The organism is Streptomyces sp. NPDC004667, assembly GCF_040609475.1.
In the GTDB taxonomy this organism is placed as follows: Bacteria; Actinomycetota; Actinomycetes; order Streptomycetales; family Streptomycetaceae; genus Streptomyces.
The window spans coordinates 64,761-78,877 of the sequence record NZ_JBEXKC010000019.1; the positions used below are offsets into that span (position 1 = coordinate 64,761).

Sequence of the window (14,117 nt, forward strand, 5' to 3'; positions counted from 1 at the left end):
GCGCGCATGGTGGCATACGAGGAACTGAGCACGGCCGAACGCCTGGTGTGGGACGCGTTCCCCGAGGGACGACCCGTCGACCTGCGGCTGCCCGGTCCGGGCGGTGATGTTCCGGAGCCGGCCGTGCGGGCTTCCGTACTGAAGACCCTGCTGCTGGGCGAGGCTCCCAGGCCACCGGGGTCGGTACCCGCCGTGCGGCTGTCGGGGGCCCGGATCACCGGCCCGCTCGACCTGAGCGGCGCGGACCTCGTCCACGCCCTGCGGCTGGAGGACTGCCGGCTGGACGGGGAGTTCAGCCTCTACGGGGCCACCACCCGTACGGTCTCCCTGCTCGGGTGCACGCTGGCGGGCGGCATCGACGCCTGTATGGCCCGGGTCGAAGGCCGGCTCGAGCTGAAGCGCTCGCGCCTCGCCGGGGCGCTGCTCCTGCGCAACGCCCGGATATCCGGCGAACTGTTCCTGGAGCGCGCGGAGATCACGGCGGACGGCGGCTGGGCACTCGACGCGGGCGGCCTCGACATGGGCGGCGGCCTCTGGGCCTGCAAGGGGTTCACGGCGCACGGAGGCGTCTGCCTGCCGGGGGCCGTGCTGTCCGGGGGCCTGTTCCTGTCCGGGGCCCGCCTGTACCCCCACCCCTCGGGTACCGCCCTGCGCGCGGAGAACGCCACCGCCTCCACCCTGGTCCTCTCGGACGGGTTCACCGCGCACGGCACCGTGAACCTGCGGGGCGCGCAGGTGAGCGGCTCGGTGACCTTCGAGGGCGCCGTCCTGGAGGATACGGACACCGCTGTGGACGGCTCCCGGATGCGCGCGGCCGTCCTCGACTTCACTCCGGCCGAGCCGCCGTCCGGGGCGGTGGACCTGCGGGACGCCCGGGTCGAGGCGCTGCGCGACCGGCCCGGAAGCTGGCCCGCGACGGTACTGCTCCAGGGGTTCGCCTACGGATCCCTCCCGTCGGGCGGCGGCGACCGGCACGAGGTGGGGCGGCGCGTGGAGTGGATACGCCGCGAACCGGGCTACGCCCCGCAGCCGTACGAGCAGCTGGCCGCCTGGTACCGGAAGGTGGGGCACGACGACGACGCCCGCCGGGTCCTGCTGTTCAAGCAGCGCCACCGGCGGCGGGCGATGAACCCGGCCGCCCGCCTCTGGAGCCACGTCCTGGACGTCACCGTCGGCTTCGGGTACCGCCCGTGGCTGGCCGGGGTCTGGCTGGCAGCCCTCACGGCGCTCGGCACCGCGGTGTTCGGCAGTGCGACGCCGACCCCCGTCCAGAGCGGGCAGGGGCCCCGGTTCAGCGCGCTCGTCTACTCCCTCGACCTGCTCGTGCCCATCGGCAACCTGGGTCAGCGCTCGGCCTGGTACTGGACGGCCCCGGCCGTCCAATGGGTGGCGTACGCGCTGATCGCGGCGGGCTGGCTGCTGACGACGGCGGCCGTCGCGGGAGTGACCCGGACGCTCAGCAAGAACTGAGCGGACGGATTACGCCTGGCGGACGTTCGCGTTGACCCAGTCCACGATGGCGGTGGTCGTGGCACCCGGGGTGAAGATCTCCGCCACGCCCTTGGCCTTGAGCGGGGCGATGTCGTCCTCGGGGATGATCCCGCCGCCGAAGACCTTGATGTCCTCGGCGTCGCGCTCCTTGAGGAGTTCGAGCACGCGCACGAACAGCGTGTTGTGCGCCCCGGAGAGGATCGAGAGGCCGATGGCGTCCGCGTCCTCCTGGATCGCGGTGTCCACGATCTGCTCGGGAGTCTGGTGGAGGCCGGTGTAGATGACCTCCATGCCGGCGTCCCGCAGCGCCCGCGCGATCACCTTGGCGCCGCGGTCGTGGCCGTCGAGACCCGGCTTGGCCACCACCACACGGATCGGACCGGTCACACCCATCGCACTGCCTCCCGAGTGAACGAACGTTAAGTACAGCATTGCGCACGCCGCCGTTTCACGGTCAACCACGAGGGGGAAATCACACGTGGGACGCCGCTGATTCACCACCGCCCGGTCGCCCCGTCACCGTGCCGACAGCCGCGCGGCACGGTGACGGGGCCGTGTCGGCGGCACGGCCCCGCACCCAAGAGGTCCAGGGGAGGCCGTCCATGGGGCTGATGACCGCGCCGCCGCCCGTACCGCGAACGGGTGCCGCACTGCGGGCCGCGCTGCTGGAGGCGGTGGTGCTCGCCGGGCACCTGCTCCTCTACCCCACCGGGGTGCGGTCGGAGGACCCGCCGGCCGAGGGCCCCGCGGCGCTCCCGCCCGTGCTGCTCCTGCACGGCTTCACCGACAACCGCTCCGTGTTCGTCCTGCTGCGCCGCGCCCTCGGCGCGGGCGGCCGGCGCCGCGTGGAGACGTACAACTACTCCCCCTTCACCCGCGATCTGCGCGTCACCGCCCGCCACCTGGCCCGCCGCGTGGAGGAGCTGTGCGAGCGCAGCGGGCAGGAGCGGGTGGACCTCGTCGGCCACAGTCTCGGCGGACTGGTCGGCCGGTACTACGTCCAGCGGCTCGGCGGGGACGCGCGCGTGCGCACCCTGGTCACCCTGGGCACCCCGCACGAGGGGACCCGCGTGGCCCCCTTCATGGACGCGCACCCGCTGGTCCGCCAGATGCGTCCGGATTCCGAGGTGATGGCGGAGCTGCGCGCGCCCGTGCCCGGCTGCCGGACCCGCTGCGTGGCGTTCTGGAGCGAGTTCGACGCGCTGATGGCGCCCACCGGCACGGCTCGGATCGAGCACCCGGACCTGGACGCGACGAACATCCAGGTCACGGGTATCGGGCACCTCGCGCTGCCGGTCCACCCGGCCGTCATCACCGCCGTCCGCCGCGCGCTCGACGGCCCGGTCCGCGCCACCGACGGCGCCGTCCGCCCCACCGAAAACCTCCGCCCCACGGGAACCGACGGGGAGAGCCGGGCCATCTGAGCCTCCGAGGGGTCCGCACACCGGGGAGGACGCATGGGCACCGACAGCGCGCCGCGCCGCGGACTGTGGGCGGCGGGTCTGGCGAACCTGGCGCTCGGCGTGCCCGCGATCGTCCCCTTCCACCTCCTGTGGTGGGTGGTGACCGAGTACCTGCCCATGGACTGCCACAGCACGGACGACCTCGCCGATCCGAACCTGCGCAACTGCGACTACACCACCCTCGACCAGTCCACGGCCGTTCTGTTCCTGCTGGTCGTGACCGGTGTGCTGCTGATCGGCGCGGTCCTCGTCATCGACGCCGTCCTGCCCCCGAAGGAGCGGCGGCGGGTCTGGCTGGGGTCGGCCGCGCTCATACCCGTGCCGTTCGCCCTGCTCCTGGCGCTGGCCTCGTCCGACACCGCCTGACGGACGAACGGAACTCGAACGGATTTCGAACTCAAGGCCAAGGCTCGGCGATCCGGCGACCGAAAGGCCGCCGAATGCCCGGTTCCCCCGAGACCGGAACCCGCTGAAGATTGTCGTGGCGAGTAACCGCCGGGTACAGTCACGCCACTGCTCTCCTCCGGTGAACTTCGAGTTCCCGGCCACCCAGGCCCCCCACTGCCGAGGCGAAAGAGAAGTTGGTGAACGACCGCCCGACGTCGGGCCAGTATCCCGAAATGGGATACGACGGCCTTTCCACCACCACTTTCGCTGGTGACCAGGCATACGTTTCCTACGAAACGCAGGGTCAGGGCTACCAGTACGTCACGGACTACGGCATCGGCGGCGCCTACGACGCGTCCGCGAACACCGGCTCCTACGACACCTCCGCCTGGGCCCCGCAGGAGGACCACCTCGTCGGCGTCCCCTCCCAGGGCGTCCCCGGGGACACGACCGGAACCGGCGGCTGGGCAGCGGACACCGGCGCCTGGAGCGCACCGGCCACCGACTACGCGTCGACGCCCGCGCCCTTCGCCTACGACCCCACCGGCGTGGACCAGAGCGGACATTGGACCCTCCCGGGCTACGGGCAGGACACCGGCACCTACGACGCCACCGCCTGGAACGGCGGCGGCACGGACCCGGCCGCCGCCGACGCCTACGCCGGCTACGACGCCACGACCGTCGTCCCGGCCGTCCCCGCACACGACGCCGGAACCGGAACGGATCCTTACGACGGGACCGACCCCTACGGCGATCACTACGCCGACGACGAGACCTCCGTCTTCGAGCCCCTCGCCTTCACGGTCGAGGAGGAGGAGCCCGAGTTCACGGACGTCGTGCACGACCTGCCCACGCAGGCCATGCCCGTCACCCCCGCCGAACCGCGCGCGGCGCGCCGCGCCACCGGCAGGAACGCCGCCAAGAACAACGCCAAGAGCGCCAAGAACGGCAGGGGCAAGGCCAAGGGCGGTGACGGGGAAGCGCACGCCGGCAACCGCCGCCGCTCGCCCGCCAAGCGGTCCGCGCTGCTGACCGTGGCCGTCCCCTCCGTCTGTGTGATGGGGGTCGCGGGAGTCGCCGCCGCCTCCGTCGGCGGACTCACCGGCGCCGACAAGCCGGCCCAGGAACCGACCACCATGGCCGCCGCCGACCCCGCGTCGGTGAAGCCGGTCGCGGCGAACAACAAGCTCGACACGCAGCTGGTCGCACTCAGCGCCGACGCGGGCGACTTCGCGGACCGCGCGAGCCGCACCCAGGAGCGCATCGACCTCAAGCAGCGCCAGGAAGACGAGAAGAAGAAGCGGGCCGAGGAGGCGGCGGCCAAGGAGGCGGCCCGCCCCAAGTTCGCGATCCCGGTCTCCCAGCACGGCCTGAGCGCCGGGTTCGGACAGGCCGGCGGCATGTGGATGTCGGTGCACACCGGCATCGACTTCCCGGTCTCCTACGGAACCCCGGTCATGGCCGCCACCGACGGCACCGTGCGCACCCAGTGGAACAGCGCCTACGGGAACATGGCCATAGTGACCTCGCCCGACGGCACCGAGACCTGGTACTGCCACCTCAGCAGCACCAAGATCCGGTCCGGCAAGGTGCAGGCCGGTGATGTCATCGCGTACTCCGGCAACTCGGGCAACTCCACCGGCCCGCACCTCCACTTCGAGGTACGGCCCGGCGCAGGCGCCGCGATCGACCCCACGTCGTGGCTGCGCAGCCACGGCCTGGACCCGACGTAACGTCACGCCGGACCCGGCCGGGCCGAACGGCCGCCCCCGCTACAGCTTCTGGACCGGCGCGTAGCGCAGCAGCAGCCGCTTCGGCTTGGCGTCCCCGAAGTCGATGGTGGCCTGCGCGTCCGCGCCGGCTCCCCTGACCTCCATGACGGTGCCCAGCCCGAACTGGTCGTGCGTGACCCGGTCCCCGACGGCCAGCGCGATGACCGGCTTGTCGGCGGCGCGGCGCGTGGCGAATCCGGACGGGCCCGACTTCGTACGCGACGAGGACAGGAACGCCTCGGGCGAGGTCCCGAACGAGGACCTGCCGCCGGACGACGAGGACCCGGACGAGCCGTACCCGGAGCCGCGCACCGGTCCCGCCGGCTTCTGCGAGGCACCCGTCCGCTTCCACTGGAGGTACTCGGCCGGGATCTCCTCCAGGAACCGCGAGGGCGGGTTGTACGAGGGGGTGCCCCAGGCGCTGCGCATGCTGGAGCGGGTCAGGTACAGCCGCTCGCGGGCACGGGTGATGCCGACGTAGGCGAGGCGGCGCTCCTCCTCCAGTTCCTTGGTCTGCCCGAGCGCGCGCATGTGCGGGAAGACCCCGTCCTCCATGCCCGTCAGGAAGACCACCGGGAACTCCAGGCCCTTGGCGGTGTGCAGGGTCATCAGCGTGATGACGCCACTGCCGTCCTCGTCCTCGTCGGGGATCTGGTCGGAGTCGGCGACGAGCGCGACCTGTTCCAGGAACTCGGCGAGGGTCCCCGGGTTGGACTCGTCCCGGGCCTGCTCGAACTCCAGGGCCACGGCGGCGAGTTCCTGGAGGTTCTCGATGCGCGTCTCGTCCTGCGGGTCGGTCGAGGCCTGGAGTTCGGCGAGGTACCCCGTGCGCTCCAGGACCGCCTCCAGCACCACGGCCGGGCCGGCGCCGGAGTCGACGATGGTCCGCAGCTCCTCCATCAGCACGTTGAACCGCTTGACGGCGTTGGTGGAGCGGGCGGCCATGCCGAAGGCCTCGTCCACGCGGCGCAGGGCCTGCGGGAAGGTGATCTTCTCGCGCAGCGCGAGCGCGTCGACCATCGCCTCGGCGCGCTCGCCGATGCCGCGCTTGGGCACGTTCAGGATGCGCCGGAGCGGGACGTTGTCCTCGGGGTTCGCCAGGACGCGCAGGTAGGCCAGGACGTCCCGGACCTCCTTGCGCTCGTAGAAGCGGACGCCGCCGACGACCTTGTAGGGCAGTCCGACCCGGATGAAGATCTCCTCGAACACGCGCGACTGCGCGTTGGTCCGGTAGAAGATCGCCACGTCGCCGGCCTTGGCGTCGCCGGCGTCGGTGAGCCGGTCGATCTCGTCGGCGACGAACTGGGCCTCGTCGTGCTCGGTGTCCGCGACGTAGCCGGTGATCACCGAGCCGGAGCCGGCCTGGGTCCACAGGTTCTTCGCGCGGCGGTTCTCGTTGCGCTCGATGACCGCGTTGGCGGCGGACAGGATCGTCTGCGTGGAGCGGTAGTTCTGCTCCAGCAGGATCGTGGTCGCGTCCTTGTAGTCCTCCTCGAACTGGAGGATGTTGCGGATCGTCGCGCCGCGGAAGGCGTAGATCGACTGGTCGGCGTCGCCCACCACGCACAGTTCGGCGGGCGGCAGGTCCGGGTAGCCGGGGCCGACGAGCTCGCGCACGAGGGTGTACTGGGCGTGGTTGGTGTCCTGGTACTCGTCGACCAGCACGTGGCGGAAGCGGCGCCGGTAGTGCTCGGCGACGTCCGGGAAGGCCTGGAGCAGGTGGACGGTGGTCATGATGATGTCGTCGAAGTCGAGGGCGTTGGCCTCGCGCAGCCGGCCCTGGTACATCGCGTACGCCTGGGCCAGGGTCTTCTCGAAGCCGTCGGCCGCCTGCGCCGCGAAGGCGTCCTCGTCGATCAGCTCGTTCTTGAGGTTCGAGATCTTGGCGTTGAAGGACTTCGGCGGGAACTTCTTCGGGTCCAGGTCCAGGTCGCGGCAGACGAGCGCCATCAGGCGCTTCGAGTCGGCCGCGTCGTAGATCGAGAACGAGGAGGTGAAGCCGAGCCGCTTCGACTCGCGGCGCAGGATCCGCACGCACGCGCTGTGGAAGGTCGAGACCCACATGGCGTTGGCGCGCGGGCCGACGAGGCCCTCGACGCGCTCCTTCATCTCGCCGGCGGCCTTGTTGGTGAAGGTGATCGCCAGGATCTGGCCGGGGTGGACGTTCCGCGCGGACAGCAGGTGGCCGATGCGGTGGGTCAGCACCCGGGTCTTGCCGGAACCGGCGCCGGCCACGATGAGCAGCGGCGAGCCCGCGTGCACCACGGCGGCGGCCTGCTCGGTGTTCAGCCCGTCCAGGAGCGTCGCCGGGTCGATGACGGGCCGGGGGGCGCCGTCCCGGTAGTACGCGTCCCCGCTCATGGGCAGGTCGAACCGGCCCCCGAAGAGATCGTCCGCGCCCGGCTCCGGGGCGGGGTGGTCCTCGGGCGGGGGCGGCACCTCGTCGGAGGGGCTGAGGTCCGCCAGGAAACTGTCGTCAAAGAGGCTGCTCATCGCCTTCCGAGTTTAGAGGCCGGGACCGACAGCCGGTCCCGCCCCCGGAAAATCGGTCGGAATCCGTACGGGAGCGCGACGGCTCCGCCGGGCCGGAGGGCGCCCGTGCGCGCCTTCGGCCACCCGGGTGCACGGGTACTTCCCCGCGCGGCGTGGCGGGTGCGCCGTACGGGCGGGAGGTGATCGGGGGCGTTAGTCCGCCGCGGGTCGCCGGGGACCACTGCGAGGTCCCCGCCCTTCCCGCCTTCCCGAAGGAGATCCACCGTGAACGCAGCACGCCGATCCGCCGGCCGTGTCCCCCTCGCCGCCCGTGCGCTCCTGCCCGCCCTCGGCGCCGCCGCGCTCGTCGGCACGGTCGTCGCCCCCGCCAGCGCCGCCCCGATCCCGGTCGCCTGCAGCGAGGCGGCCCTGAACAGCGCGATCACCACGGCCAACAGCGGCGGGGGCACCCTCGTCCTGTTCCCGGGCTGTACGTACACCCTGACCGCGCCGCTGCCCACGATCAGCGCGAACGTCGTCATCGACGGCCGCGTCGCCACGATCACCCGGTCCGCCACGGCGCCCGACTTCGGGATCCTGCGGGTGAACAACACCGGGAACCTCGACATCCGCAACATCATCATCAGCAACGGCGCCGCCACCGCGAGCGGCGACTTCGGCGGCGGCATCCGCAACGACGGCACCCTCCGGGTGAGCCAGTCGATCATCAAGAACAACCGCGCGCAGTTCTCCGGCGGCATCGGCAACAACAGCGGTGCCACGACGACGGTCGTGGGCAGCCTCATCACGAAGAACACCGCGCTCCACAACGGCGGCGGCCTCGCCAACGACGGGACCATGGTCATCAACCAGAGCACCATCAGCGACAACACCGCCGCGGAGCGGGGTGGCGGGGTGGCCAACGACGGCACGCTCCAGATCACCCAGAGCGTACTGAACGGCAACGCCGCCAACGGCCCGACCGGCATCGGCGGCGGCATCGCGAACTTCGGCTCGGCTGCGGCGTCCACCACCCTCACCCGCACCATCGTCACCGGGAACCGGGCCACCACGACCGCCGGCGGCGTCTACAACAACACCGGCACGGTCACCTCGACCGCGAGCGTCATCGCGCACAACACCCCGAACAACTGCGTCACCAGCTCGCCCGCAGTACCGCAGTGCCTGAACTGACGGCCACCCCGCACGACCGCACGACCGCCCGCCCGGGACCCCGGCACCGGCCGGGGGCCCCGGGAGCGGCTAGCCGGCCCGCAGTACGACGTCCAGCAGGCCGGGGAAGCGCGCGTCGAGGTCCGTGCGGCGCAGGGCGAGCAGGTGCTTGCGCCCGCGCGGGTGCTGGAGGATCACGCCGCTCTCGCGCAGGGTCCTGATGTGGTGGGTGACGCTGGAGCGCGGCAGGTCGGGGACCACGTCCCCGCAGCAGGACTCCTCGCCGGCGGCCAGCCTGCGGACGATCTCCAGCCGGGCGGGGTGGCCCAGCGCCGCGAGGACCGCGGCCAGCTCGATCCGGTCGGCGGCGGGATGGGTCGGCTCGGCGGCGGGGGCGGGCGGCATGGGACCACCCTACGCAGGTCCGCCACGGGACCGGCCCCGCCCGGACACCGCCGCCACGGGCCCCCGGTCGTCGCCCGAACACCGCCGTCGGGGGCTCCGGGGCCGCCCCGTACGCTCGTCGGCATGACTGTCCTCACCAACGCCTTCGTCGGCCTGCACATCATCGGCATCGCCTCCCTCCTCGGTGGTTTCCTCACCCAGATGAAGGCCATGGGCGCCGGCACCGCCCGCTTCGTGCCCGCGATGCTGCACGGCGCGCTGACCATGCTCATAACCGGCGTCCTGTTGGTGGGCTTCCGCGAGATGGGCGACGGCGCCCCCCTGAACCACGTCAAGATCGGCGTGAAGCTCGCGGTCCTCTTCGTGATCCTGGCGATCGTCTACGTCAAGCGCGACGAGGAGCGCGCGGAGAAGGGCCTCTTCGCCGCGGTCGGCGGACTGACCGTCGCCAACATCTTTATCGCCGTCCTCTGGCACTGACCCGCCCCTTCCCGGTCATCCGCGGTCGGAGACGGCCAGTTCGGGGCAACTCGTCATCGCCCCGTGACCTCCGGGTTTAGCGTCCTCCCCCAAGACCGACGGAAGGACGTGAGGCCCCCGTGGCCAGTCATCGAAAGCCCCGGCAGCGCCCGCTCTCCGGCGGCACCGTACGGACCGCCGCCACCCTCGCCCTCGCGGGCGCTGCCACCGCCACCGCCTTCGAAGGCACCTCGCACGCCGACCCCCGGCCCACCCCCGCCCAGGTCAAGGCGGAGGTCGACCGGCTCTACGGGGACGCCGAGGCGGCGACGGAGCGGTACAACGGGGCGAAGGTGAAGGCCGACGAGGCCGAGCGCGCGCTGACCGGCCTGCGCGACGAGGCCGCCCGCAAGGAGGACCGGCTCAACACCGCCCGTCGCTCGCTCGGCGCGGTGGCCGCGACCCAGTACCGCAGCGGCGGCCTCGGCCCGGCCCTCCAGCTGGCGATGGCCACCGACCCGCAGGACTACCTGGAGCGGGCCTCCCTCCTGACCCGCGCCGGCGACCGCACCGCCGCCGACGTGGCCTCCGTACGGCGCGGCCTCGACGAGGCCGGGCGGCTGCGCGACAAGGCCTCCGGGCAGCTCGCGGACCTGCGGGCCCGGCAGGCCGAGCTGGCCGGGCAGAAGGCCCTCATCGAGGACAGGCTCGCCACCGCGCAGCGCCTCCTGGCCCGGCTCACCGCCGAGGAACGGGCCGCCTACGAAGCCCTGTCCGGGGGCGGCGCCGCCCCCGCGCCGGCCGGCGTCCCCGGCGCCCGGACCCCCGCCCCGCCGGCCCCCTCCGACGGCTCGCGCGCCGCACGGGCGGTGGCCTTCGCGTACGCGGCGATCGGCAAGCCGTACGTGTGGGGCGCGACCGGACCCGGCTCCTACGACTGCTCGGGCCTGACCCAGGCGGCCTGGAAGTCGGCCGGGGTCTCCCTGCCCCGGACCACCTACACCCAGATCAACGCCGGACAGCGCGTCACCCGGGACCAGCTCGCCCCCGGTGACCTGGTCTTCTTCTACTCCGGCGTCACCCACGTCGGCATGTACGTCGGCAACGGCCAGATGGTCCACGCCCCGCGCCCCGGCTCGACGGTCCGCCTCGCCCCGGTGGACTCGATGCCGTGGGCGGGCGCCTCCCGCCCGGCGTAGCGGGTACGGCTACGGCTCCGGCTCCGGCTCCGGCTACGGCGCCTTGACCGTCTTGCTCAGCCAGTCGAAGGTCTGCGGGATCTGCTTCGACCAGGACTCCAGGTTGTGGCCGCCGGTCACCTTCTCCGCGTGCACCGTGGTCGGGCTCTTCGCGAGCCCCTTGAGGTCCATGCCGGACAGGTAGCCGTCCTGTTCGGCCCCCGACATCCACAGCGCGACCGCCGGCGGTGCGGGCTGCGCCTTGAGCAGTTCCTTCAGGTTGTGGGTGCGGCGCAGCTCGGGATCCTTCGCGACCAGCGAAGAGGGCTCCTGGCCGGGGTCGTTGTACCCGGAGAGGGACACGGCCGCGCTGTAGCGGTCGGGGTGCAGCACCGCCAGCTTGGCCGCGCAGTACGCGCCGGCCGAGTACCCGGCCACGCCCCACGTGCGGGCCTCGTCGGAGGCGCGGAAGTTGTCGGTGACCATCTTGCGGACGTCGACGCTGAACCAGCTGTCGGCGTTGACCTTGCCGGGGAGGTTGGCGCAGCCGGTGTCGGCGTTGCCCAGCAGCATGGCGCGCGGGGAGACGAGGATGAAGGGCTGCACCTTGCCCTCCTTCATCAGCGGCTCCAGCACCTCGTGCGCCTTGAGCCCCTGGAACCAGGACTTGCCCGTGCCGGGGATGCCGGGGATGAGCTCGACCACCGGGAACTTCTTGTCCTTGTAGGCCGGTTCGTCGTACTGCGGGGGCAGCCACACCATGACGTCGCCCTTGACCCCGGAGATCCCGCCGTCGAGTTCGGTCTTCTGCACGCGCCCGCCGAGGCCCTCGACCGGCTCGAACTTCTGCCGCACCTTCGGCTCGGCCTTGACCTCCTCGGCCTTCTTGCCGCCGAGACCGTCGGGGCCGAGGTCGGGGGCGGCGGTGACGTACTTGCCGGTGCCGAACAGGTCGCCCCAGCTGGCGTAGAAGTTCATGTCGCGGTTGATGGCGACGAACACCAGTGCCACGGCCGTGGTCTGGGCGAAGAGCACCATCGTGCCGCGCGCGGCGAGGCGTGCCACGGCGGGGCCGCGCACCTTGCTCCACACGGCCAGCGGCAGGACGACGGCGATCACGGTCAGGGCGACCACCGCCGCGAAGAGGGGGGTCCCCGTCAGGCTCATCACGCCACCCAAGACCCGCCGGGCGCCCGCACGGTTGCCCCCGGCCCCTGCGGTGTGGATCACATCGCGGGGGCCGGGCGGGCGGGCTCAGACCAGGCGGCGGGCGGTGGCCCAGCGGGTCAGTTCGTGCCGGTTGGAGAGCTGGAGCTTGCGGAGCACCGCGGAGACGTGCGACTCGACGGTCTTGACCGAGATGAACAGCTGCTTGGCGATCTCCTTGTACGCGTACCCGCGCGCGATCAGCCGCAGCACCTCGCGCTCGCGCTGGGTGAGCCGGTCCAGGTCCTCGTCGACCGGCGGCGCGTCCGTGGAGGCGAAGGCGTCCAGCACGAAGCCGGCCAGCCGCGGGGAGAACACGGCGTCGCCGTCCTGGACCCGGTAGACGGAGTGCACCAGGTCGGTGCCGGTGATGGTCTTGGTGACGTAGCCGCGGGCACCGCCGCGGATGACGCCGATGACGTCCTCGGCGGCGTCGGACACCGACAGGGCCAGGAAGCGCACCGGGTTCTCGGCCGCCGCCATCAGCGGGGCGCAGCGCCGCAGCACCTCGACCCCGCCGCCGCCGGGCAGGTGGACGTCGAGGAGCACCACCTCGGGTCGGGTGGCGGTGATGACGGTGACGGCCTGGTCCACGTCGGCCGCCTCGCCGACGACCTCCACCCCGGTCCGCGCGGTCTCCCCGATCTCCGCCTGGACCCCGGCGCGGAACATCCGGTGGTCGTCGACGAGCACGACCCGCACCCGCCTGGTCTCGGTCCCGCTCACAGCGCTGTCCTCGGTGGTCATGCCGCCCTCTCCATCTCCAGCTCGACTTCCGTGCCGCCGTCGGGCGCGGACCGCAGCCGGGCGGTCCCGCCGTTGCGCTGCATCCGGCCGATGATCGATTCTCGTACGCCCATGCGGTCGTCCGGTACCGCGTCGATGTCGAAGCCCGGACCGCGGTCCCGTACGGACACGAACACGGTGCGGCCCTCGACCTCCGCGTACACCTGCACCGGGCCCCCGTCGCCACCGTACTTGGCGGCGTTGACCATCGCCTCGCGCGCGGCCTGGATCTGGGCGGCCAGCTTCTCGTCCAGCGGGCAGTCCCCGACGACGACCACCTCGATGGGGACGCCGTGGTGGTCCTCGACCTCGGCGGCCGCCTTCTTCACGGCCTCCGCGAGGGTGGCCGGTTCCTCGGCCTCGTCCTTGCCGGTGCCCTCGGGCTTGTAGAGCCAGTTGCGCAGCTCGCGTTCCTGGGCGCGGGCGAGGCGGCGGACCTCGCCGACGTCCTCGGCGTTGCGCTGGATCAGGGTGAGGGTGTGCAGCACGGAGTCGTGGACGTGGGCGGCGACCTCGGCGCGCTCCTGGGCGCGGATGCGCATCAGGCGTTCCTCGGAGAGGTCCTGGGTCATCCGGATCAGCCAGGGGCCGGCGAGCAGGGCGACGCCGACGAGGACGGCGAGGGTGGCGGTGAGGACGTTGCCGAGCTGGGCCGCGGAGCCGCGTACGACGATGAACACGGTCAGGCCCATGCCGACGAGGACCACCCCGGCCAGCGCTCGGGCGCCCTGGAGCAGGCGCCCGTGGCGTCCGGCGGCGGCGCTCCAGTGGGCGCGGCGGGCGTTGTCGGCCTGCCGCCAGACGAGGACCACGCCGGCCCCGACGAGCAGCGTCGGCCAGATGTAGCGGCCGTTGGCGCCGCCGACGCTGAGCTGGGAGAAGAAGATGCCCGCGCCGACGGCCAGCGCGACCAGTCCGGACACCGCTCCCTTGTCGGGCTTGCGCAGGCGCCGGGTGCCGTCGGGCAGGACCTCGAAGAAGGAGTGGTGGCCGGTGCTGCCGCCCACGCCGAGCGGGACGAACACCCAGAACGCCGCGTACAGCAGCACTCCCAGCCCGTCCCCGAACATGAACATGCCGAGGAAGGCGAGCCGGACCCAGATCACCGGCAGCCCGAGGTGGCCGGCGAGGCCGCGGGCGACACCGCCGAGCATCCGGCCGTCGGCGCTGCGGTAGAGCCTGCGCTGGGGGACGTCCTCGCTGTCGGGCGCGTGCGGGGGTCTGGGTACGGCGGCTACGGGCATGACATCAAGGGTCACACGCGCGGGCGGGACCCGGCATCAGGGCGGTCCCCCAGTTCTTCCGGGGGGATATCAGGGTTGCGC

Annotated in this window: 13 protein-coding genes; 7 read left to right on the forward strand and 6 right to left on the reverse strand. The window is 72.5% G+C overall.

The window, feature by feature from the left end; genetic code table 11:
- The first annotated feature begins 6 nt into the window (after positions 1-6).
- A complete protein-coding gene (locus tag ABZW32_RS13725) occupies positions 7-1,470 on the forward strand; it encodes an oxidoreductase (RefSeq protein ID WP_356215081.1) in 1,464 nt (487 codons plus the stop codon).
- 9 nt (positions 1,471-1,479) lie between these two features.
- Here the strand turns inward: ABZW32_RS13725 and ABZW32_RS13730 are convergent, their stop codons facing one another.
- Entirely contained in the window at positions 1,480-1,884 is a 405-nt protein-coding gene (locus tag ABZW32_RS13730; RefSeq protein WP_266841249.1) for a cobalamin B12-binding domain-containing protein, read from the reverse strand.
- Between the two features lie 209 nt (positions 1,885-2,093).
- Between ABZW32_RS13730 and ABZW32_RS13735 the strand changes: the two genes are divergently transcribed.
- The 3 genes from ABZW32_RS13735 (at position 2,094) to ABZW32_RS13745 (ending at position 5,074) form a co-directional block, all read left to right on the forward strand.
- The gene (locus ABZW32_RS13735; RefSeq protein ID WP_356215083.1) at positions 2,094-2,915 is read left to right on the forward strand and encodes an alpha/beta fold hydrolase; all 822 of its coding nucleotides are present in this window, start codon (positions 2,094-2,096) and stop codon (positions 2,913-2,915) included.
- Between the two features lie 33 nt (positions 2,916-2,948).
- On the forward strand, positions 2,949-3,320 hold the full coding sequence (locus ABZW32_RS13740; protein WP_356215085.1) for a hypothetical protein: 372 nt from the start codon (positions 2,949-2,951) through the stop codon (positions 3,318-3,320).
- Between the two features lie 254 nt (positions 3,321-3,574).
- Positions 3,575-5,074 carry a M23 family metallopeptidase gene (locus tag ABZW32_RS13745; protein WP_356215087.1) on the forward strand — a complete coding sequence of 500 codons (1,500 nt, stop codon included), beginning with the start codon at positions 3,575-3,577 and terminating at the stop codon, positions 5,072-5,074.
- Between the two features lie 39 nt (positions 5,075-5,113).
- Here ABZW32_RS13745 and pcrA read toward each other — a convergent pair whose 3' ends face one another.
- Complete coding sequence (gene pcrA / locus ABZW32_RS13750) at positions 5,114-7,606, reverse strand: DNA helicase PcrA (RefSeq protein ID WP_356215089.1); 2,493 nt, start codon at positions 7,604-7,606, stop codon at positions 5,114-5,116.
- Between the two features lie 264 nt (positions 7,607-7,870).
- Here pcrA and ABZW32_RS13755 point away from each other — a divergent pair, with 264 nt between their 5' ends.
- Positions 7,871-8,779: a hypothetical protein gene (locus ABZW32_RS13755; RefSeq protein ID WP_356215091.1), complete on the forward strand. Its 909-nt coding sequence runs from the start codon at positions 7,871-7,873 to the stop codon at positions 8,777-8,779.
- 69 nt (positions 8,780-8,848) lie between these two features.
- Here ABZW32_RS13755 and ABZW32_RS13760 read toward each other — a convergent pair whose 3' ends face one another.
- The gene (locus ABZW32_RS13760) at positions 8,849-9,163 is read right to left on the reverse strand and encodes a helix-turn-helix domain-containing protein (protein ID WP_356215093.1); all 315 of its coding nucleotides are present in this window, start codon (positions 9,161-9,163) and stop codon (positions 8,849-8,851) included.
- Positions 9,164-9,286: 123 nt separating this feature from the next.
- Between ABZW32_RS13760 and ABZW32_RS13765 the strand changes: the two genes are divergently transcribed.
- Positions 9,287-9,643, forward strand: a complete 357-nt coding sequence (locus ABZW32_RS13765) for a hypothetical protein (RefSeq protein ID WP_356215095.1) — start codon at positions 9,287-9,289, stop codon at positions 9,641-9,643.
- 119 nt (positions 9,644-9,762) lie between these two features.
- Positions 9,763-10,821 (forward strand): C40 family peptidase, encoded by a 1,059-nt coding sequence (locus tag ABZW32_RS13770; RefSeq protein WP_356215097.1) that lies wholly within the window; start codon positions 9,763-9,765, stop codon positions 10,819-10,821.
- Positions 10,822-10,854: 33 nt separating this feature from the next.
- Here ABZW32_RS13770 and ABZW32_RS13775 read toward each other — a convergent pair whose 3' ends face one another.
- The 3 genes from ABZW32_RS13775 to ABZW32_RS13785 form a co-directional block, all read right to left on the reverse strand.
- Positions 10,855-11,967: an alpha/beta hydrolase-fold protein gene (locus tag ABZW32_RS13775; protein WP_356215099.1), complete on the reverse strand. Its 1,113-nt coding sequence runs from the start codon at positions 11,965-11,967 to the stop codon at positions 10,855-10,857.
- Positions 11,968-12,054: 87 nt separating this feature from the next.
- Positions 12,055-12,753, reverse strand: a complete 699-nt coding sequence (locus ABZW32_RS13780; protein ID WP_356215101.1) for a response regulator transcription factor — start codon at positions 12,751-12,753, stop codon at positions 12,055-12,057.
- Complete coding sequence (locus tag ABZW32_RS13785) at positions 12,750-14,036, reverse strand: PspC domain-containing protein (RefSeq protein ID WP_356215103.1); 1,287 nt, start codon at positions 14,034-14,036, stop codon at positions 12,750-12,752. Before ABZW32_RS13785 ends, ABZW32_RS13780 begins: the two co-directional genes overlap by 4 nt.
- Positions 14,037-14,117 lie beyond the last annotated feature (81 nt).